We start from the raw sequence: 19,606 nt of genomic DNA, 5'->3' as shown, positions 1-19,606 counted from the left end.
CGTAGGCGTTGATGATGTCCAACTCCTGCCTCGCAGTCTTCAATAGTGGGGTTCTTCGGGGCTTGCAGACGTGCTGGTTGGCGCCGCAAGTCTCGGCCCCGAAGGACCCCAAAGATCAGCTAATCCCCTGCGAGGTGGGGACTTTCACTGGCCACGAGCGGAGACTTTGCCATGGCCAGGGACATGCGCCGGCGCGGGTGTGAAAGTTTCGACGCCGCCTTCGCTCCGTGAGTTGCGGCTGTTCAGCGCTATCACGCATACGTGCGCACCAGCTGAACCTGGTCAAGGTGGCAGGTCCGGGCAGCGTAGAAACGCGCACTGGCAGCACCGGGGCCGGGCGGCGTCGAGTGGGCCGGCGCCGGGAAGCTGGGTGTCGCCGGGATCGCCGGCGCGACGGCGGCGGTCGATGGGTCCGGAACTGCTGGAGTCGAAGCCGGCGAACGCCCCCCTCGCGCATTGACACTGATCAACGGCTGCCCTTAGGATGCCGCCGAATCGATTCGACAGCCCGCCGATGCCCGCCGCGTCGGTGATGCGGGGCCATTCCGGAAGGTTGCGCCGGGCAACGAACCGACGTCCGTCCTGATCGGACACCGGTGTTGATCGCGGCCGACCCTGCCGATCGTTGACGAGGTCGAGTGGAGGCACGCTTGTGTCGGATTTCGTGACTGACAGCGGGTTTGGCGCATGAGCCTTCCCGGACGTCCCATCAAGCGGAGGCGGCTGCTCGCGACCGCGGCGCTGTCGGCCGGCGCTGCCGCGTTGTCCGACGGGTTGGTGCCCGCACGGGCGGGCGCGGCCGTCCCGGCGCAGGTCACGCTGCCCGAGCGGGGCGTCTACGACACGGCGGCGGCGACTGCGTGGACCGATGGTTTCCTGACAGGCAACGGCGAGTACGGTGCGGTGCTCTACGGTACGCCGACGCTGGAGAAGGTGATCTTCAACTATCACCGGTTCGTGTTGCCGAACGGCTCCCGCGGCGTGCTGCCGCCGGTGAACTCCGGGCAGCTTTCGCGCGCCCGGGACCAGGCCCTGTCCGGAGACTACGGCGGGGCCACGGCCACCTTCGTCAACGGCTGGGCGCTGCGCTGGACGCAGACCTACCACCCCGGCCATGAGCTGCAGATCAGCACGCCGGCGATGACGACGGTCGACAACTACGCCCGGATCACCGACTTCCGCACCGGCGAGGTCAGCCACACCTGGACCGACGGGTCGGGCACCTGGCTGCGCCACGCCTTCGCCTCGCGCGCCGACCGGGTCGTCGTGCATGAGCTGCTGCCGGCCGCCGGGCAGACGCTGGACGCGACCCTGCGCGTCAACACCGCGTTGGACGGCGTACCGGGCAACGTGGGCTACACGGTCTCCGCGACGGTGGCCGGCGGTTCCGGGTACCTGGACGTGCGTGGCACCTACCCGTCCGGCGGCGCGTACGGATTCGAAGGGGTCACCCGCGTCGTGGCCGGCGGTAGCCAGGCGTCGATCACGGTGAACGGTTCGGCCCTCGTGGTGTCCCGGGCGGCCAGGATTCTGCTGCTGACCAAGCTCGACCGGTACGAGACGGCCGGGGACTGGAACGGGCAGCCGTTGCAGGCCGCACTGGCCGCGCTGACCGCCGACTACGCCACGCTGCTGGGCCGGCACGCCCCGCAGCATCAGGCGATGTACGACCGCTCCGGCATCGACCTGGGCGTCTCCGCCGCCGACCGGCAACTGTCCACCAGCCAGCTGGTCGCGCGGCAGAACGCCAACACCTCCGCCATCGACGTCGCGCTGCTGGAGCGCCTGTACGACTCGGGCCGGTACGTGTTCGTCAGCGCCAGTGGGATCCTGCCGCCGCGGCTGACCGGGATCTGGACCGGTACCTGGAACGGGTCCTGGGCCGACGACTTCACCACCGACGCCAACGTCAACCTGCAGGTCGCCGGCGGGAACATCCTCAACCTCGGTGACGCCATGCAGGGGTACCGCACCCTGATCCTCGGGCAGCTCGCCCAGTGGCGGGAGAACGCCCGCCGACTCTACGGCGCCCGCGGCTTCCTGGCCCCGAGCCGCACCGACGGCGAGTACGGCTACATGCTGCATTTCGACACGGGTTTCCCCGGGCACTGCTGGACGGGAGGCGCGGACTGGCTGCTGTACCCGCTGTTGGAGTACTACCAGACGACCGGGGACACGACGTTCCTGCGCAACCAGCTCGGCCCCGCCCTGATCGAGCTCGCCCTGTTCTACGAGGACTTCCTCACCCGTACCGATTCGGCCGGCAAGGTGGTCTTCGTCCCGTCCTTCTCCATGGAGAACCGGCCGGCCAGCACGGGCCAGCTCCTGGCGATCAACGCCACCGGCGACATCATGGCCGGCCGGCACGCGTTGACGGCCGCCGTGGACGCGGCCAACACGCTCGGCCTCGAGCAGGGCAGCGGACAGGGTGTGCAACGCTGGACCGCGCTGCTGGCCAGGCTTCCCGACTATGCCGTCAACGGTGACGGCGCGCTGGCCGAGTGGTCCTGGCGTGGCCTGACCGACAACTACAACCACCGGCACGTACAGCACCTGTACGGTGCCTGGCCGCTGCACGAGATCAACCCGGAGGACCGACCCGATCTGGTCCGCACCGCCCGCCGGGCGCTCGACCTGCGCGGGGACGAGAACCTCTCGGCCCATGGCAGCCTGCACCGCGCCCTGGCCCGGGCCCGGCTCAAGGACGGCGCCGGCGTGTACGGCAACCTGCTGAAAATCCTCGGCCGGAACATGGTGTGGCGGTCCCTGATGACGTCCCACAACCCGAATCTGAGCATTTTCAACGCCGACGCCGCCAACGCCATCCCCGCGGTGCTCGCCGAGGCGCTGGTGTACACCCGGCCGGGCATCCTGGAACTACTGCCCGCGCTGCCCGACCAAATTCCCCGGGGAACGATCACCGGAGTCCGCGGCCGCAACCGCATCCTGATCCAGAGCCTCACCTGGGACACCGGTGCCCACACCACCACCGTCACCGTGACCTCTGCGATCGCACAGGACATCACCCTGATCTGCCGCCGCGGCATCGCCTCCATCAGCACCACCGCCACCGTCGCCGCGTCCCCGCTCGGCAACCACGCGCGCGTCGTCACGCTGCCCGCCGCGACCACGGTCCAGATCACCGTCGGCCTCACCGCGACCACGCCCACCGGAAACTACCGGCTGGTGAACCGCAACAGCGGCAAGGTGCTCGACGTCAACGGCGCGTCGACCGCCGACGGCGCACGCGTCATCCAGTGGACGTGGAGCGGCGCCACCAACCAGCAGTGGACACTGCTGCCCAACTCCGACGGCTCCTACCGCCTTCGCAGCGTCAGCAGCGGCAAGGTGCTGGACAGCCCGGGCGGGTCCAGCCAGGGCGCGGCGCTGGACCAGTGGACCGACAACAACACCGACAACCAGTGGTGGAAGCTCGTCCCCGCCAGCACCAGCGGCTACTACCGGCTCGTCAACGTCCACAACGGATGGTGCGCCGACGTGTCCGGCGCGTCGAGCACCGACGGAGCAAGCGTCATCCAATGGCCGGCCAACACCGGAGCCAACCAGGAATGGCAACTCATCGGCCTGTAGGCCACCCACCCGCAGCTCCACATTCCACACCCGCCCGCCCGACCGTGGAGACACCGTGAAGAGAAGTGCGTTCGTCCTCATCCTCCTGCTGGTGAGCATCGCCGGGCTGGCGGGAACGCCGGCCGCGGTCCATGCCGGCACGAGGGCGCCGAGCGGCCAGCTGAGCGCCTCCAACCCGCGGCAGAAAGTCAACTTCAACCGGGGTTGGACGTTCATCCGTTCGGATGTGACAGCAGCCCAGAATCCCGACTTCGACGACTCGAAGTGGGTCCCGGTCGCGTTGCCCCACGACTTCGACGCCCCGTACGACGTGGGCGGCGCCAACGGCGGGCGGTCCTTCTACGTGGGTGCGGGCTGGTACCGCAAGCACTTCAGCGTCCCGTCGTCCTGGAACGGCAGGCACGTCGAGCTCGAGTTCGAGGGCTCGTTCTCGGTGACCGACGTCTGGGTCAACGGGACGAAGGTCGGTACCCACCGGGGCGGCTACACCGGGTTCACCTTCGACATCACCAGCGCGCTCCGAGCCGGTGACAACGAGATGTCGGTACGGGTGGACAACAGCTGGCGGGCCGACCTCGCGCCCCGGACCGGCGACCACCAGTTCAGCGGCGGGATCTACCGCGACGTGTACGTGAACGTCACCGACAACGTCCACGTCGCGTGGTACGGCACGTTCGTCAGCACGCCCGCGCTGACGAATCCGATCTGGGACACCAGCAACCCCGCCTACTACCGCAGCATCGACCTGTCGCAGTACCCGAGCGACGCGGACCTGCGCGCCAACGTCGCCGCCCGCAGGTCCAACGTGCGGGTGCAGACGGAGGTGCGCAACGACAGCGCCGCGCCGGTCGACGTCTCCGCCCGGCAGGAGGTGCGCCGGCAGGGGTCGGCGACGGTACTGGCGACGTTCGACTCGCCGGCGCGGACGCTCGCCGCGGCGAGCACGACAACGCTCGACGCCGTGAGTGGCTCCCTGTCGAACACCGCCGCCATGCTGCAGGGGCTGGACCTGTGGGCGCCGAACAACCCCGCGCTGTACACCGTGACCACCGCGCTGCTGGTCGGCGGCACGATCGTCGACACGTACGACACGACGTTCGGATTCCGCAGTGCACAGTGGAAGGTGGACGGCTTCTACCTCAACGGGGCCAAGACGCTCCTGGTCGGGGCGGACGCCCATCAGGACCACGGCGGCTGGAGCAACGCGGTCACCAACTCGGGGTTCCAGCGCGACGTGCGCTACATCCGCGAGGCCGGGATGAACTTCATCCGCGGGTCGCACTATCCCCACGACCCGGCCTTCGCCGACGCCACGGACAGCCTCGGCGTGATGTTCTGGTCGGAGACCGACTTCTGGGCGACCGCGACCGCGGGCCGTGAGCCCACCCCGACCGGCAGTCCCAACGACTACCAGGCCGACGGGTACCCGCAGAAGGCCGCCGACCAGCCGGGCTTCGAACAGAGCGCCATGGACACGCTGCGCGACATGATCCGGGTCAACCGCAACCACCCCTCGATCATCAACTGGTCCATGGGCAACGAGGTGTTCTTCACCTCCTCCGCCACCCTCGACAAGGCCAAGGCATTGGCGAGCAAGCTGCGCGACTACTCGCACCAGCTCGACCCGACCCGCAAGGCGGCGCTGGGCGGCGTGCAACGCAACTCGCTCGACCAGCTCTCGGTCTGCGACGTCGCCGGCTACAACGGCGACGGCGGAAAGATCGCCAACACGTGGATGCCGAACGTCGTCTCGGAGTACGGGTCCTACACCTCCGACCGGCCCGGCACCTACGACCCGACGTACGCCGACGTCAAGGACCCGAACGATCCGAGCAGGTTCAAACTCACCACCGGCAGCGCCGGGCTGGCCATCTGGGCCGGCTTCGACCACGGCACCATCATGGACCCGAGCTTCGCCCGCATGGGCATGATCGACTACTATCGGCTGCCGAAGAACCAGTGGTACTGGTACCGGGCCAACAAGGCGAAGTGGTCAGGCACCACCAACCTCGCCGATCCCACTCCCGTCGCCCGGGAACAGTCCACGAGCGCGACCGCGACCGCGATGACGCTGGAGACCGGGCGGTACTCGTCGACGACGGTCACCGACGACGGCATGATCGACACCCAGCTCGTGGTGACGATGCGCAACGCCTCCGGGGCCTGGGTCAACGACACCCGCGCCATCACGCTGAGCGTCACCAGCGGACCCGGCGTCCTGCCCGGCGGTAAGTCGTACACCTTCACCCCCGGCGCCAATGCGTTCGACGGGAAGGCGGCCATCGAGTTCCGCTCCTACTACGCCGGCACGACGACCATCACGGCGAAGTCGGCCGGCCTGCCCGACGCCACCATCACCGTCACCACCACCGACACCATCGGCGCGGCGGGCGAAACAGAACCGGCCAACTTCGACAACGCGGCCCTCTGGCGCTCGCCCACCGGATCCGGCTCGCAGCTCGTCGGCGGCCAGTCCGGCCGATGCGCGGATGTGCCGAACTCGAGCACCACCAACGGGACGCAGGTCCAGTTGTGGGACTGCGGCGGTGGCAGCAACCAGCGCTGGACCCTCACCTCCGGCAAGCAGCTGCAGGTGTACGGCAACAAGTGCCTGGACGCCAACGCCCAGGGCACCAGCAACGGCACCCAGGTAATCATCTGGGACTGCAACAACCAGCCCAACCAGCAATGGAACATCAACGCCAACGGCACCATCACCGGCGTCCAGTCCGGGCTCTGCCTCGACGCCAACGCCGCCGGAACCGCGAACGGCACAAAGATCATCCTCTGGTCGTGCAACGGCGGCGCGAACCAGCAATGGAGCCTCCGGAACTGACCCGGAGGCACCGACCGCGGCCTGACCACATGACCGGCCGCACTACGGATCAGCAGGGTCAGCGGCTCGAGCCCCATCGGCAGCCGGACACAGAAGCCCTGGCCAGCGGAAACGCTGACCAGGGCTTCATGTTTGTCGAAGATCGCGGCGCCCGGGATCCGTGGGTCGTCCGGCCTCCGCCCAACTTTTCGCGGATGTCCGAACGGTTGGGGGCGGCCGGCGGGCTGCTCGATGCGGTGCTGCTTCGTGACGTGCTCGGTGGTGTGTCCGAGTGGGCTGCTCCTGCCGAAAACTTGGTCCGTGCTGGTGGGAGGCGGTGTATGAAGCGCTGTGACCTTGGTCGGGTCTGTTGCTGCGGAGTGCTCGCGGACCCCGTGATCGATGCGGCAGGATGGTCGTTCGTGTTGCTGCGACTGGCGTACCTGGGTGTGACGAACATGTTCGCGGTGCTGCGCCTACTGCCCATGACCAACAGGGGACAAGGACTCGGAGATCCTCGCGCTGCGACATCAGATCATGGTGTTGCAGCGTCAACTGAGCACGCCGAAGGTGCGGTTCGCCCCGGCCGACCGGGCGTTGCTGGCGGCCCTGTCGCACCGGCTCCCGCGTGATGTACTGCACCGGTTGCGGCTGCTGGTGCGCCCCGAGACGGTGCTGCGCTGGCGGCGGTCACCGAGCCGTCGGCCGTCACACCGGCAAACGCAACCGCTCCGCCATGCCCGGCGTCACCCGCGTCCGACGCGGCGAACCGATCCTGGGCTACAGCTACCTGCACAACGCCGTAGACGACCACTCCCGCCAGCGCCGCTGGCAAGCCGCGCTCATCCCGTCGCGTGTGAGCGTCCGACGAAAGCGCCCGCCTCAGTCCCCTTCGGAATCGGGCCGGGGCTCGTTTCGCCGTGTCAGAGGACCGGCCGGACGTAAATCTCGGCGTCGGTCGAGAAGACGACCTTCACCCCGGGCTGGTCCCCGGCGCCCGGCCCGACGACGCGGACCGCGCCCGGCAGCATGACGGCGGCGAGCACATCCCGCATCAGCGTGGAGATCTTCGCCGCTGCGGCGTCCATGCCCTTCGCGCTGGGTTCGACCTTCCCGGCGCCGGCCCGGGCCACGTAGGCGTCGTGGGCGGCTTGCTCTTCCTCGGTGGGTTTCGGGTCGCCGGTCCCGGACCCTTTCGTGATCCGGAACGCGACGGTGCCGTCGTGCGTCTTGACCACCAGGCCGTACAGCCACCGCGCGTTGAGCTCGTGGTAGCTCTTGACCTCGCCTTGGCCGCTGCCGTTGAGCCGGCCGACCAGGGCCTGTTCGAACGTCACCAACTGCATATGCCGCACCCCCGGGCGTCGACGCTATCCGGTGGTCAGCCACAGCGCTGTGCACGCCACCGTGACGGCGGCCACGGCGAGCTCCCGATCCCTCCGGCGCCGAAGCCGGCGGGCAGGCTCGATCGCGACGGTGAGCAGCCCACCGATCGGATAGGTGCGGCCGGGTAGGTCAACCGCCGTCTGGCTCGGTCCGTGAGAACTGGGCCCGGATGTGCGTGACCTCCGGGCCCATGCGCGTCACGTCCCCTTGATCGTTTGTCGGTGAGTTTGGGACCCGCCTAGCAGGAGGTCGCGGCGCTGGACGCGGTCAGGGCGGCGGATCGAACGTTGCTCTGCCGTCGCTACGTTGGGTAGCGGAAGCTCGTGAAGGAACGGCTACCGGAAGCCGATGTGCGTGCACGTGACCATCGGCCTCAGCAGCCTGCGGTACGTGCTCGTCGCCGTCGACTGGTTGGACTGGTCAGGGGCAGACCATTGCAGAATGGCCTACCGCCGCCCCGCCCAGCCCGGCCCGCCGAGACGGCGTCAGTCGATGACAGCGACAACGGCGAGACACCAGGAGTCTGGCCGGTCGACGCCTATGCGGCTCACGCAACGGGTGGACGGACATTGGGGAACAACTCCTCGAACACCTCGATGAGGTCGTCGGCGTTCTCGGAGCGCTGCAGTGCGAATGGACCATGACGGCCCTCGCTGAGCTCGGCGCCGCCGGCGGGCCGAGTGGTCTGGCACTTGCGCAGCGACTGCTACCGCTGGTCGTTGAGGTATACCCCCGGCGCGAACGCCCTCAGCGCTGCGCCGAGCCGCTCGGAGTCCAGCCGCCAGCCCTGCACCGTCTTGCTCACCGGCTCCCGTTGGCCGTGCGGCACGGCAGTGATGACGGGCAGGGACGGGCCTTCCGGTTGGCGGGTCAGGCGCACCGTGCGCATCTCGGGCCAGGGCACGATGGTGGTGGTCGACGCATACTGCATCGGCGATCCGCCGAGCGTGATGCCGTTCTCGTCTACCCGCAGCGCGACCAGCCTGGTGGCCCGGAGGCCAAGGAACGTCAGCACGAGGCCCCCGCCGCCGAAAATGACCAGCTCGACCATCCGCGTGGCGACCGGCAGCGCCACGAAGATCCCGCCGAAGGCGAACGCGACGCAGATGAACAGCAGCCGCGCGTAGCTGGCTGGAAAGCTGTACTTCTCCTGATACGCATCCGTGCTCGCCATGGCGGTGATCGTGCCAGACAACACCAGCCCAAACCCTGGTGGGGTCATGCAGCACACGCCGGCCGGCGGGCCGAGACATCCAACGGGTCGCGTCGAAGCCGATTTCCGAGCGCAGCGTCGCATCGCCGTCGCTGAAGCACCGCCGGAACCGGGAGTTCACCACGCAGCGAGCGCCCCTCGTGCCCACCAAATGTCGCCTCTGCAGCGCTGCGGTTCTCGCGCGTCGGCCGACCGAAGATCGTCACGCTGCGTGGCGCCGTCTTGGCGCCGCTGGTGCGGACTCGTGGCGCCCCTCTGTGTCAAGAGGCCGCCAGAGTTGGTGTTTTAGAGTGGGTCGTGGCGGGTCCGGGAAGTGGCTTGTCCGAAGTGCTGGCTGTCGGGATTGAGCTGGCCGCGCTGGATTGCAGAGTCGCTCCCATGTGCCCTCCCGGGCCTGTCTCAGCGTGTTGAGCGTCGTTGATCATGCGCTGGTAGACCACGTTGGACAGGCGGCGTTTCAGAGCGCGCGTGGCTTCCATCGGGCTCTTGCCCGCGGCGAGCTTCCTGCGGTAGTAGGTGCGGCCTTCGGTGTCGTTGCGCAGTTGGACGATGGCCATGATGTGCAGGACCCGGTTGATGCGCCGGGTGCCGGCTCGGGACAGCCGGTGGCGGCAGTGGTGGTCGCCGGAGGAAGCGTCGATCGGTGCGGTGCCGTTCCAGGACGCGAAGTGGTCCCGGCTGGCGAACCGGCCGACGTCGCCGATATCGCCCAGGAGCCGGGCAGCGCCGGACGGGCCGATGCCGTTGAGCTGCTGCAGCGTGCTGCCGGTCGAGGCGATCAGCTCGGTGAGCTGGGTATTGGCGGTCTTGATCTTCTTGTCGATGACCGCGACTTCGGTGATCAGTTCCGAGGCCAGCTGCCGGCAGGTGCGACCGACGATGTCACGGGGCCGCACCGTGTTGAGCAGGGCCCGGGCCTGCGGCGCGGACAGGAACTGCTTCGCGCCGCCGGGCACGAGCTCGAGCAGCAACTGGTGCAGCCGGCTCAGCACCTCGCTGCGCGCCCGGCCCAACTCGTCGCGGCGGTCGACGAGCACCTGCAACGCGACCGTGACGTCATCCACCACGACCTGCCGCAGGCCGCTGGCCCGTAGCGCGGCGACGGCGATGCAGTGCGCGTCGCCCGGGTCCGTCTTGCGGCCCTGCGACGTGTCGAACAGCCGCGCGCGTGCGGACAACTTGGCGGGCACGTCCAGGACGGTTTCGCCGTCGGCGACCAGACGCTGGGCGATGTGCTGGCCGCCGTTGCAGCCTTCGACGGCCCAGACGCGGTCTTCGTGCTGCCGGCCGAGTCTGAGCATCGCGGTGTAACCGTCACGGTCGGTGCCGAACCGGCCCTGCCCGAGGACCTTCTCCCGCTCGTTGATGATCTCGATGGTGGCGGACCGCTTGTGCGGGTCCATGCCGATGATGACGCGCGCCATACGCTGCTCCCGCTGCAACTCGACGACCGGATGTCGACGGGAGGGCAGCGCATCTTCGAGCTATGCAGACCCCTCTGGAGCCACTCCACGCCGCGGTGACCGGCAGGACGCACGCCACGAGAGAGCCACACCAAACCACAGCGGGCAGCCGATGAGAGAGCGACCCTGCCGATCACCTCGACCCAGCCTGGCCGGGCTGCGGTCGTACCGCCAGTCAACAAGATGCCGATGAGCGCGCAGGTATCCGGCGCCGACGCGGGCGGTCGGTAAACGTCTCGATCGTGAGGTTGAAGATGGCTAGCGTTGGCGAGGTGACTGGGACGCTGCTGTTCATCGTCGGACCGCCAGCCGTGGGGAAGATGACCGTGGGCGAGCAGATCGCCGCCCGGACCGGCCTGCGGCTGTTCCACAACCACATGGCGATTGAGCCGGTGCTTCGGTTCTTCCCGTTCGGTAGTCCGCCGTTCGGGCGGCTGGTTGACCGGTTCCGTCGCGACCTGATCGAAGAGGTGGCGGCCAGCGATCTGCCCGGACTGATCTTCACCTTTGTCTGGGCGTTCGACCTTCCCGACGATGAGTTGGCGGTGGATGGCTTCTCGGAGCCGTTCAGACGGCGCGGCGGCCGGGTCCTCTTCCTTGAGCTCGAGGCCAGTCAGGAGGAACGGCTCCGGCGGAATCGCGGCGTGTCACGCCTGGCGGAGAAGCCGTCCAAGCGGGATGTCGCCTTCTCGGAGCGCAACCTGCTCGAACTGGATCAGCAGTACCGCCTCGGCTCGGGAGGCCGGTTCGACGACCGTACCGACTACCTGCGCATCGACAACACCAGGCGGAATCCCGCTGACGTGGCCGACATGACCATCACACATTTCGGCATCGCTCCGCAGCCGGGCTCGCAGGGCTGCCAGACACAAGACTGAACGAAGGTGCCGCAGCTTCCTGTTCTGCCCACGAGGCGGGTCGGCCGGAAGTCCATCAAGGCAAGATGATCTTGGCATCCGGACATGCCGCTGATCCTGCGCGGCGGCAGGACGGTGAGGCCACAGTGAGTGACGGGAGTGGCGACCGCCGAGGCCTCCTGTCCTGCCGAGTTTCAGTTCGCTCGCTCATGCCTTCTCGAGACCGATGCGGGGCTCCGATCTGATCGGGACGTTGCAGGTGGTGATGGCTGCCGTCCTCTCATCCGTGCTGCGGATCAGCTGTTCAGCGGAGGGGCGACTCGGGTGACGAGGAACTTCGGGGCCATCTCGCAGTAGCTGTCGGTGATCAGTTCGGCGATCTCTGTCCAGTCGGTGTGGTCGCCGAGGATGGCAGCGGCGACGTTGCGGCCCCATGGGGCGCGAAAGAACGGGAAGCCGCGGGCGGTCAGGCCGAGCAGGTCGTCGATCGGTACGCGAAACGTCATCACGGTCGGTGCCTCACCGGCGATCAGATGCTGGGCGTAGAGCGGAAAACGTTCCGGGTCCGGCGTGTAGACGTGGGCGAATGTCCGCCTGCGGATCCGCCAGCGGACGCCGATCCAGGCCGGTTCCTCGTATGTATCGGGCAACCGTCGGCAGATCGGTCGCAGCCGGTCCAAGATTCCCGGTGGCACGTCTCCAGGGCCGGACATAGGCAGACAATAACGGTCGGCAACGGGCCATGGTGCAGCGCTGTCGACGCCTGCACCACCCAGACGGCGAGCTGGACGACGCATCGTCGGGTTCTACGAGGACCTTTGCGCCCGCTACCCGGACTTCCCGCCCTACGACCACCAAGGCCCGTGGATGTCGATCGATGGCTCCCAACGTCGGCATCGACCACGTCAGCATGCTGCTGACTCACGGCCACCGCAGCCAACCTGCGCTGCAACTCGTCGACGAACTCACCCGACGCTATGAGCTGACCATCTACGACCCGCAGGGCGACGAGGTCATCCGGCCCGCGGACGTACCCACACCGATGGACCCGGCAGCCCTGGCGATGATCGAGGAACTACGGCCACCGGACCGGCAGAAATCTTGACCACTCAGTCTCCGTGACCGCGGGCGACTAGCTGATCTTGGCGTCCGCTCATAGCCGCGATCCGCGCAGGCGGTCATCATGGGGCTTGCGCTCAGCAGTAGTCAGAGGCGCAGTACTGCCGGCCGCGCGTCGAGTCGCCCCGTACGTCAAGATCCGTGCCAAGTACTCCCGGAAAGTCGCGAGCGTCTGCGTATCCGCTGCCAGTTCGACGACGATCTCGGCGTCTTCCAGGTGGAGGTCGGCGAGGGCGTCTTCGCCGACGACAACGCGCATACGGTCGCCGTCGATGCTCAATTCGCGAACGCACCCGTATGCGGTTCCGTGGGGCTCGGTGACCAGACAGTAGGTGTCCATGCCCAACTGGATGTCCTGAGCGTCGGGAGGCTCATCGCCGGCTTGGAAGATCAGGGCGCGACCGGTGCCGTCGTCTCGTTCCCCGACGGCGGCGACCATGCAGTACTCGTCATCGACGCCGGCCACACACGCGACGAACTCGATCGGCATGGCGCCGTTCCTATCACAGCTGGGCCGAGGCGCGTACCACGAGATGAGCAGGATATCCGCTATGCCGCGCGGCGTGCGGTGGGCCGATCCCGATGGTGGATGCTGATGCCACGCTGAGTGTGATCCGACGTCTCTACGGTCATCCGTCTACTTTGGCCGGCGTGTCGAGCGGGGAGGGCGCGTGGTGATGATCCGAGTTGCCCGGATCTTCGACGGCGACCGGCTGCACCGTGAGGGCGGTGTGGTGGTCGTGGCCGGGGGCCGGATTACCGAGGTACGTCTCGGCGATCATCCGAGTACCGTAGAAGTGATTGATGGCACGCTGTTGCCCGGCCTCGTCGACTGCCACGTCCACCTGTGTGCCGATGCCGGCCAGGCCGCTCCCGACCGCCTGGCGCAGGCCACGCCGGACGACTTGACCGCCACGATCGAGAACTCACTGCGCGCGCACCTGGAGGCCGGCGTGACCACGGTCCGCGACCTGGGCGACCCTCACAGCGCCGTGCTGAACAGTCGTGCCCGCACCCCGAACGTCATCGCCTCGGGCACGCCGCTGACCATCCCGGGCGGTCATTGCTGGTTCCTCGGCGGCGAGGTCCGCGGCCCGGACGCGGTCCGCCGAGCGGTGCGCGACCGGGTGGCCGAGGGAGCCCGCGTCGTGAAGGTCATGGCCAGCGGCGGCGTGTTTACCCCCGGTACCGACACGGCCGGCACCCAGTTCACCGACGAGGAGCTGGCGGCGGCCGTCGACGAGGCGCATGCGCACGGCCTTCCGGTCACTGCCCACGCCCACGCACACGCCGCCGTCTGGCAGTCGCTGCGCGCCGGTGTAGACGGCATCGAGCACTGCACCTCGGTGACCCGGTCTGGCGCGCACATCGACGGCGAGTTAGCCACCGCACTGGCCGCGGCCGGCGTCGCGGTCTGCCCGACGCTCGGGTCCGATCCTGCCGTTGTCGTACCACCCGAGGTGCTCGCCATGGCCGAGCGCGCCGGTCTCACCCAGGCCATTCTGCAGGACGGGGTGGCCCGGCTCTTCAAGGCCGGCGCGCGGATCGTCGCCGGTTCCGATGCCGGGATCGGCCCGGCCAAGCCACACGGTGTCCTGCCGCGCACCCTCGAGGAATACGTGGCCAGTGGCATGGACCCGGCCTCCGCGCTCGCCGCCGCCACCGTGCAGGCGGCAGATGCCTGCGGTGTACCGGAGCGCAAGGGCCGCATCCGACCCGGCTTCGACGCCGATCTGCTGGTCGTCGAAGGAGATCCGCTCGCCGACATCACCGCCCTGCGCAGGCCGGTGAACGTCTACCTCGGCGGGGAACCGATCACGATCGCCGCGCGGTCCTGACGGCGCGAACACTCGTCCACCGACCTACGGCTCGACCATGAACGGGACAGCCGAAACGCCGCCAAGAGCGGTAGGACGCGCCTGCACTCTGCTGTCGCGACGCGCGCTATCGCGCCCGGTTCCACAACGGTGATGCAGCCAGCGCGTCGAGAACCGCTCGCTCAAGAACCGCAGCCATCGGCCGGTCTGGGGTGACAGCCCATCGTATGTGCAGGTCGGCATGCCGCAAAGCATCTTGGGCCCACGCTGCGGCCCGCTTCGGCCGGCCGGCAAGGAGTTCGTCGAGATGGGCTCGTACGAACGCCGGATCGGCCAGCGCACGATCCAGTACCGCCTCGCCCAGCCCGCTGACGGCAGCCTTGCCACGGCGGTACACGGTGAGCCGACCGCGTAGGCCCTGACCACGGCGTTCACCGGCCATGCCGACGTAGGCGAGTTCACCTCCCGCTCCTTCTCGGGCGAGATACACGCCCGGAAGGCGAGGTGCGCGTAGGGCCGCATCATTGAAGGGCAGCCACGGCGACCACGCTGCCAGGGGCGCGATGATGTCGTCGGCTTGCATCGAATCAGCATGCCGGACGCGGCGAACAGCACCAAGGGGTGCACACATCTGCCGCTGCGTGAGTGCGGCGATCGGCCTGCGTTCGTCACCGACGGTGCGTGGCCAGCGAGGCCGATGCTTCCGATCGTGCCGACGTGAGAGCGACGGCCACGGTGTTGCCCTGCCGTTGCTGACCCGGGCAACTACCGGACCCAGCCTTCTGTGATCATGAGGCTCGTGGCACAGGCTGCTGGGGAGTTCCGTCGTACGGCGACCGTATGGCTGGCTATCGGCGGGTTCTCGAGGCGCGTTCATCACGAACGACCACGGAGCGCTTGCGGCAGTTGGCCGACGATCCCATCCGCCCGGTTCGGCTGTGGGCGGCCCGGAACCCGAGGACGCCACCCGACGCGCTCGACCGGCTGCTGCAGGATCCGGACAGCTGGGTTTAGTGGAACGCGTTGCTGCACCTGGACACCACAGGGACTGCGCTGGAGCGCCTGGCGGATGAGGAAGCAGCGAAACACGGCAGCGGCTGGTTTCATCACCGCAGCCTCATCGCCCACCATCCGAACGCCTCCGCCGCTCTGCGGCACCGTCTCGTGCGCCAGAGCGCGTGCAGTTGCCCAGACCGGTGCGCCGGTGCCACTCCGTTCGGGCAGACCAAACCACGACTCTGACACCCCACCGCGGCCCGCACATGCCGCGGAGGTTGAGGCAGGCTCTACCACGTCCGTCACGCCACGTGACGAGGTCGCGGTGCCAAGCGACGCACTGAACTGGCCGATGTGAGTCCGTAGCCACCTGCTGGGCTCGCATCGACATGGTCACGCGGTGGGACTGCCGTCGGTACGGTTCGCCCATGCGTTCCACTCCTCCACCGTGGCGATCTGAACACCCTCAGGCAGCAGGAACGGCCTCGCTGTCGTGGCGGCTACCGTGAACGGCTCGAAGCCATGATCTGTGAGCATGTGGTGGATGAACTCCGACATGCTCATGTCATATCGGTGCCAAGGTTCGATGCCGTCCTTGCGAGCGACCACCGGCCACGCCGCCGGATCGACCTCCGCGTCGGCGAGCCAGTAGTAGTCACCCTCGGTCTGATCGGAACCCCAGCCGAGCAGACCCGGCTGGCCGGGACCGCCGTACAGGTCGTACGGCGCGTAGAGCCCTGCATACTCCGGATGGCGCCGGTTCCACCGGAAGGAATAGAGCAGGCCGTCCGTCGCCGCCGCCTCACCGCGCGGCTGCAGGAGCCGCAGGAATCCCGAGTAGTAACCGTCACCGAGCAGCGAGCACAGCTCGCGGTAGTCGGGAGGCAGTGTCGTACCCAGTTCGGCCTCGACCGGCGTCCAGTCGATGTCACGCGGCTCCGGTCGCGCGCCGGTCACCTCTATGATCCGCTGCCTCCAAGACATGATCGTCATCATGCCAAATCGTTGGGAGCCGTCCCGAGCGTCCGCTCATGGCCGCTGATAATGCGCGCGCCAGGAGACGGGGAACAGCCTGAGAGTGCCCTGCCGGCCCACGAAGCACTTCTCTGCCGTCTCGTCGCTCCCGCCCGGACTGCGGAACCCGGGTCAGGCATTCGCCTTGCGGGCATCGGCCGCCGCAAGCCCGGCTCGCATCGCCTCCTGCGCCCCGGGCTCCCAAGGCCCGGAGCCAGCCAGGGGGATCTCGGTCATGAACCGGCGCTCGGCTTCCGGGATCAGCGCGACGATGCGATCGGGGACCGTGGCCGCGGTTGCGTAGAGGTTCGGGCCGTCGGCGTAGAACAGGTCGGCGACGACGAGTCGCCCGTCCGCGGCGCGCATGACATTGGCCGGGTTGTTGTCCAGCGGTCCGCACCAGGGCAGCTCTCGCCGGGCTCGTTCGTGGACACGGCGCACGACATCAACGAGATCGGCGACTTCCGGGGCCCGCATGGCGATCGCCCGGTGAAAAGCGAGGGCCTCGTCCTTGGGGACGGGTCGGAGCCACTCCAGCACCTGGAGGTCACCGCCGCCGGTCAGACGACGGTACGCGAACAGTTCCGGGACCTGGCGGGTGTGCACGGCCTCCCGGTACAGCGCCGCGGAATACGGGCCGGTCGGGTCGAACGGGCTGATCCGCGCGGCCGCCGTGCCGTCCGGCGAGCGAAGCGCGATCGCCCAGTCGCCGGCGCCGCACGGGGTCCACCCCGCCGCCAGAAGTGCCTGTTCCGCGTCTCGGTGATCGGCCTGCTGGCCCAGCCGGTCAAGCGCGTCACGATGCGGGCTTGCTTTCTCCGACCTCATGGCATACAGCGTAGGCGACCGTCGGTGACCGCCGCCCACGGCGAGGATCGGGCTCAGCCGTGCGGACGGCGGAACGGCACGCTGCCAGGACGCCGTCCCGCATAGACATCTGGCCTGTGAGCAAGGCCAGAAGGCGCTGGCCGTCGTCATCACCGCCGGGCAGCGCGGCGACAGCCCGCAGTTCACCGCGGTGCTCGAGGCCAACAGCCCCGTCGCGAACACCCAGCCAGACCTCAACGAGCGTGTTTGATATGAGTGTCGGACGGGGTGCCGGCTTCGTCCTGCTTGGACAGTCGATGTACACGTGTGGAACGGCAGCGACGGTATGGAGCGTCATCCGCGACGCTCTATTGTGGACGCGATCCTGTACGTCGTTCGTAGCGGTCGTGCGGGGCGGCACGCGCGGAACTTGGTGAACACGTCTTATCGCGGCCGACCCGCCACCCGCCAACGCCGCTGGCAACTACCGGACCCGCCGACGTAGTCACTATCTCAAACACACGCTCAGACCGAGTTGGGGTCGAGGCGGTCCGTCGGCACCCCGTTGACGTAAGTGCCTGCGCCGTTGCCCATGGAGAAGTCCGGCGGGTCGACGGTCATGAGGTTGAAAAAGACATCCTCCGGTCGTACCTGCAGCTTGTCGTGTAGCTGGTCAACAACAGCCTTGTAGAAAGCGACCTTCTGTTCGGGGCTTGCGACATCGAGGAAGATCAGCTGAATGAAGATGCAGTTTTCGGACCGATAGAGACTGAGGTAGTCGGCGTCGAAGAGAAAGTTTTCGGCCTTGTGCTCGGTAATGGTTTGGAACCGGTCCTCCGGCACACCCAGGCATTCGATCATCTTGTCGTATACGACGTCGGCGATCGTGCGGCGATATTCGGCCGACTTTCCTTCGATGAGGTCGATCCGAGCCAGTGGCATGACATGTCCTTTCCCGAGAGTTGACGCGTCCCGACGGCGGGACACCCATCCCGCCGTCGCCGCGACGATGCCGCGTTTCGCGAATGGTCAGATACCGAACGTTAACAGTTGGCAGCCGCGCGACAGTCATAGTCGCGGAATCTGTCTGGTGCTAACGAGTTGCCATCATGAAGGTAGAGGTCGTCGCAGCCTCCCGACAGAAGCAAAGTCGCAGCCTCCCGGCAGAAGAAATCAGCACAGCGCCGCTGCAGATCTGCATACACGGTTAAAGGCTCGATCGGCGTCAGCCCCGCCGCGACGCCCGGAATGCACGCCACCGGCCTGCGGATCGTCACGACCGCGGCGGGCCAGCACGACCTGGATCAGGACCGAGCCGAGGATCAGCACGGCGAACGCGGCCCACAACCAGGCCCGCTGCCCGCTGACGACGCCCACGTTGAGCAGCACGAAGAAGACGACGAAGGGGCCGCCCACGTCGATCATCGCCTGCACCAGGCGCCTCGGCACGACCCCCTCCAACCGATGCACCCCGCGACGGTAGCTTGTTCGGGGGGCGAGCCGCACAGAACGTCGAATCGGAAACCGTCAACCATTGACGTACGACGTAATCCGCTCGCCGCCGATGACGCCGGGCATCGGCCCTATGGACGAAGGCGGCCGTCCTGAAGATCCAGGGTCGAGCAGGTGGCCGCCGGACCGAGTGCAGCCCGCCAGTCGGGTTCGGTGAACCAGCGCCAGAACATATTCCGCTCCCAGCCGGACCGACCGGCGAAGGAGCCGAACAAGGCGACGTGTAGCTCGTTCTGCACCAGCACGGAGCCGAGATCATCGGTGATGAACGCCGGGCACAGCGCGTCCATCGCCGCAAGGACCGACCGCAGCCCCTCGTCTGCTTCCACCGCGTCGCCCGACCACGGCGGACAAGGGCCTGCTCTCGCGAACCAACTCGATCAGATCAATCCCGGGACCGGCGCGGTCGCCACCTCGTCGGTGAAGACCGCCTGCACCTGGGCCAGGTGGTCGGCCGGCTTGAGGGTGCCCTCGGCGAGCGGCCGGACCTGGGTGGTGACCAGATGCTCGGTACGTGGCGGCAGGTAGGTCCAGTCGGCGTACCCGAAGCGGTCGGCGGCGACGGCCGCAAGACCCTTGCAGTAGTGATTACCGCCGGTCAGCGGGGTGACAGTCCGCAGTTCGTCCCGGTCCTGGAACGGATCAGGGTGTGCCGGGTTGGTGTGGGCCGGCCGCGGACCCGTCCGGATCGGGTCCGGGCGGACAAGGCGTACACCAGCAAGGGCAACCGCAGCTACGCGCGCCGTCGCGGGATCAGGGTGTGCATCCCGAGCAAGGCCGACCAGGACGCTCACCGCAAAGCGAAGGGGTCCAAAGGCGGGCGTCCGCCCGCCTTCGACCCGACCCTCTACCGGCTGCGTCATGCCGTGGAGTGCGGCATCAACCAGCTCAAACAGCATCGCGCCATGGCCACCAGGTACGACAAGCTCGCCGTTCGCTTCGAGGCCACGGTGGCCATCGCGGCCATCAGCCAGTGGCTCCGCGCGTTATGAAACACCGCCTAGAACGACTCGCCC

At 68.0% G+C, this 19,606-nt stretch carries 17 protein-coding genes and 2 pseudogenes; 8 read left to right on the top strand and 11 right to left on the bottom strand.

Annotated features, from left to right (window positions below; genetic code table 11):
- The first annotated feature begins 687 nt into the window (after window positions 1-687).
- Window positions 688-3,591, top strand: a complete 2,904-nt coding sequence (locus ACPPVO_RS23225) for a glycosyl hydrolase family 95 catalytic domain-containing protein (RefSeq protein WP_426513275.1) — start codon at window positions 688-690, stop codon at window positions 3,589-3,591.
- A 55-nt stretch (window positions 3,592-3,646) separates the two neighbouring features.
- Window positions 3,647-6,427, top strand: coding sequence for an RICIN domain-containing protein (locus tag ACPPVO_RS23220; protein ID WP_426513274.1), 2,781 nt, complete (start codon window positions 3,647-3,649; stop codon window positions 6,425-6,427).
- A gap of 902 nt (window positions 6,428-7,329) precedes the next feature.
- Here ACPPVO_RS23220 and ACPPVO_RS23215 read toward each other — a convergent pair.
- The 3 genes from ACPPVO_RS23215 to ACPPVO_RS23205 form a co-directional block, all read right to left on the bottom strand.
- Window positions 7,330-7,752 carry a hypothetical protein gene (locus ACPPVO_RS23215; protein WP_426513273.1) on the bottom strand — a complete coding sequence of 141 codons (423 nt, stop codon included), beginning with the start codon at window positions 7,750-7,752 and terminating at the stop codon, window positions 7,330-7,332.
- A 746-nt stretch (window positions 7,753-8,498) separates the two neighbouring features.
- A complete protein-coding gene (locus ACPPVO_RS23210) occupies window positions 8,499-9,014 on the bottom strand; it encodes a hypothetical protein (RefSeq protein WP_426513272.1) in 516 nt (171 codons plus the stop codon).
- A 251-nt stretch (window positions 9,015-9,265) separates the two neighbouring features.
- Window positions 9,266-10,429, bottom strand: a complete 1,164-nt coding sequence (locus ACPPVO_RS23205) for an IS110 family transposase (protein WP_426513271.1) — start codon at window positions 10,427-10,429, stop codon at window positions 9,266-9,268.
- Window positions 10,430-10,740: 311 nt separating this feature from the next.
- Here ACPPVO_RS23205 and ACPPVO_RS23200 point away from each other — a divergent pair, with 311 nt between their 5' ends.
- Entirely contained in the window at window positions 10,741-11,346 is a 606-nt protein-coding gene (locus ACPPVO_RS23200) for an AAA family ATPase (protein WP_426513270.1), read from the top strand.
- 275 nt (window positions 11,347-11,621) lie between these two features.
- Here the strand turns inward: ACPPVO_RS23200 and ACPPVO_RS23195 are convergent, their stop codons facing one another.
- Window positions 11,622-12,038, bottom strand: a complete 417-nt coding sequence (locus ACPPVO_RS23195) for an MmcQ/YjbR family DNA-binding protein (protein WP_426513269.1) — start codon at window positions 12,036-12,038, stop codon at window positions 11,622-11,624.
- 164 nt (window positions 12,039-12,202) lie between these two features.
- Between ACPPVO_RS23195 and ACPPVO_RS23190 the strand changes: the two genes are divergently transcribed.
- Entirely contained in the window at window positions 12,203-12,430 is a 228-nt protein-coding gene (locus ACPPVO_RS23190; protein ID WP_426513268.1) for a hypothetical protein, read from the top strand.
- A 48-nt stretch (window positions 12,431-12,478) separates the two neighbouring features.
- Here ACPPVO_RS23190 and ACPPVO_RS23185 read toward each other — a convergent pair whose 3' ends face one another.
- On the bottom strand, window positions 12,479-12,934 hold the full coding sequence (locus ACPPVO_RS23185; RefSeq protein WP_426513267.1) for an Imm10 family immunity protein: 456 nt from the start codon (window positions 12,932-12,934) through the stop codon (window positions 12,479-12,481).
- Window positions 12,935-13,175: 241 nt separating this feature from the next.
- On the opposite strand from ACPPVO_RS23185, the gene ACPPVO_RS23180 reads away from it, so the two are divergent.
- A complete protein-coding gene (locus ACPPVO_RS23180; protein ID WP_426513266.1) occupies window positions 13,176-14,282 on the top strand; it encodes an amidohydrolase family protein in 1,107 nt (368 codons plus the stop codon).
- A 106-nt stretch (window positions 14,283-14,388) separates the two neighbouring features.
- On the opposite strand, the gene ACPPVO_RS23175 is transcribed toward ACPPVO_RS23180, so the two are convergent.
- Complete coding sequence (locus tag ACPPVO_RS23175) at window positions 14,389-14,844, bottom strand: hypothetical protein (protein ID WP_426513265.1); 456 nt, start codon at window positions 14,842-14,844, stop codon at window positions 14,389-14,391.
- A 257-nt stretch (window positions 14,845-15,101) separates the two neighbouring features.
- On the opposite strand from ACPPVO_RS23175, the gene ACPPVO_RS23170 reads away from it, so the two are divergent.
- Entirely contained in the window at window positions 15,102-15,275 is a 174-nt protein-coding gene (locus tag ACPPVO_RS23170) for a hypothetical protein (protein WP_426513264.1), read from the top strand.
- Window positions 15,276-15,650: 375 nt separating this feature from the next.
- Here the strand turns inward: ACPPVO_RS23170 and ACPPVO_RS23165 are convergent, their stop codons facing one another.
- Both ACPPVO_RS23165 and ACPPVO_RS23160 read right to left on the bottom strand, forming a co-directional pair.
- Window positions 15,651-16,253, bottom strand: coding sequence for an SMI1/KNR4 family protein (locus ACPPVO_RS23165; protein WP_426513263.1), 603 nt, complete (start codon window positions 16,251-16,253; stop codon window positions 15,651-15,653).
- A gap of 150 nt (window positions 16,254-16,403) precedes the next feature.
- The gene (locus ACPPVO_RS23160) at window positions 16,404-17,099 is read right to left on the bottom strand and encodes a hypothetical protein (RefSeq protein WP_426513262.1); all 696 of its coding nucleotides are present in this window, start codon (window positions 17,097-17,099) and stop codon (window positions 16,404-16,406) included.
- A 106-nt stretch (window positions 17,100-17,205) separates the two neighbouring features.
- Here ACPPVO_RS23160 and ACPPVO_RS23155 point away from each other — a divergent pair.
- Window positions 17,206-17,295: pseudogene (locus tag ACPPVO_RS23155) on the top strand (IS5 family transposase); the annotation flags it as partial.
- Between the two features lie 308 nt (window positions 17,296-17,603).
- Here ACPPVO_RS23155 and ACPPVO_RS23150 read toward each other — a convergent pair.
- The 3 genes from ACPPVO_RS23150 to ACPPVO_RS23140 form a co-directional block, all read right to left on the bottom strand.
- On the bottom strand, window positions 17,604-18,020 hold the full coding sequence (locus tag ACPPVO_RS23150) for a tautomerase family protein (RefSeq protein WP_426513261.1): 417 nt from the start codon (window positions 18,018-18,020) through the stop codon (window positions 17,604-17,606).
- 231 nt (window positions 18,021-18,251) lie between these two features.
- Complete coding sequence (locus tag ACPPVO_RS23145; protein WP_426513260.1) at window positions 18,252-18,548, bottom strand: hypothetical protein; 297 nt, start codon at window positions 18,546-18,548, stop codon at window positions 18,252-18,254.
- A 113-nt stretch (window positions 18,549-18,661) separates the two neighbouring features.
- Window positions 18,662-18,919: a hypothetical protein gene (locus ACPPVO_RS23140; protein WP_426513259.1), complete on the bottom strand. Its 258-nt coding sequence runs from the start codon at window positions 18,917-18,919 to the stop codon at window positions 18,662-18,664.
- A 234-nt stretch (window positions 18,920-19,153) separates the two neighbouring features.
- On the opposite strand from ACPPVO_RS23140, the pseudogene ACPPVO_RS23135 reads away from it, so the two are divergent.
- Window positions 19,154-19,582, top strand: a pseudogene (locus ACPPVO_RS23135) (transposase); the annotation flags it as partial.
- Between the last annotated feature and the right edge of the window lie 24 nt (window positions 19,583-19,606).

Origin of the sequence: Dactylosporangium sp. McL0621, from assembly GCF_049995355.1 — a bacterium.
Lineage (GTDB): Bacteria > Actinomycetota > Actinomycetes > Mycobacteriales > Micromonosporaceae > Dactylosporangium.
This window is presented reverse-complemented; position numbering and strand designations above follow the sequence as displayed.

Excerpts from the sequence above, each read along its gene's own strand:
- ACPPVO_RS23170 (WP_426513264.1), top strand. The coding sequence starts at position 15,102 with ATGGCTGGCTATCGGCGGGTTCTCGAGGCGCGTTCATCACGAACGACC.
- ACPPVO_RS23195 (WP_426513269.1), bottom strand. The coding sequence starts at position 12,038 with ATGTCCGGCCCTGGAGACGTGCCACCGGGAATCTTGGACCGGCTGCGA.
- ACPPVO_RS23205 (WP_426513271.1), bottom strand. The coding sequence starts at position 10,429 with ATGGCGCGCGTCATCATCGGCATGGACCCGCACAAGCGGTCCGCCACC.
- ACPPVO_RS23215 (WP_426513273.1), bottom strand. The coding sequence starts at position 7,752 with ATGCAGTTGGTGACGTTCGAACAGGCCCTGGTCGGCCGGCTCAACGGC.
- ACPPVO_RS23175 (WP_426513265.1), bottom strand. The coding sequence starts at position 14,844 with ATGCAAGCCGACGACATCATCGCGCCCCTGGCAGCGTGGTCGCCGTGG.
- ACPPVO_RS23165 (WP_426513263.1), bottom strand. The coding sequence starts at position 16,253 with ATGATGACGATCATGTCTTGGAGGCAGCGGATCATAGAGGTGACCGGC.
- ACPPVO_RS23190 (WP_426513268.1), top strand. The coding sequence starts at position 12,203 with ATGGCTCCCAACGTCGGCATCGACCACGTCAGCATGCTGCTGACTCAC.
- ACPPVO_RS23225 (WP_426513275.1), top strand. The coding sequence starts at position 688 with ATGAGCCTTCCCGGACGTCCCATCAAGCGGAGGCGGCTGCTCGCGACC.
- ACPPVO_RS23150 (WP_426513261.1), bottom strand. The coding sequence starts at position 18,020 with ATGCCACTGGCTCGGATCGACCTCATCGAAGGAAAGTCGGCCGAATAT.
- ACPPVO_RS23160 (WP_426513262.1), bottom strand. The coding sequence starts at position 17,099 with ATGAGGTCGGAGAAAGCAAGCCCGCATCGTGACGCGCTTGACCGGCTG.
- ACPPVO_RS23210 (WP_426513272.1), bottom strand. The coding sequence starts at position 9,014 with ATGACCCCACCAGGGTTTGGGCTGGTGTTGTCTGGCACGATCACCGCC.
- ACPPVO_RS23185 (WP_426513267.1), bottom strand. The coding sequence starts at position 12,934 with ATGCCGATCGAGTTCGTCGCGTGTGTGGCCGGCGTCGATGACGAGTAC.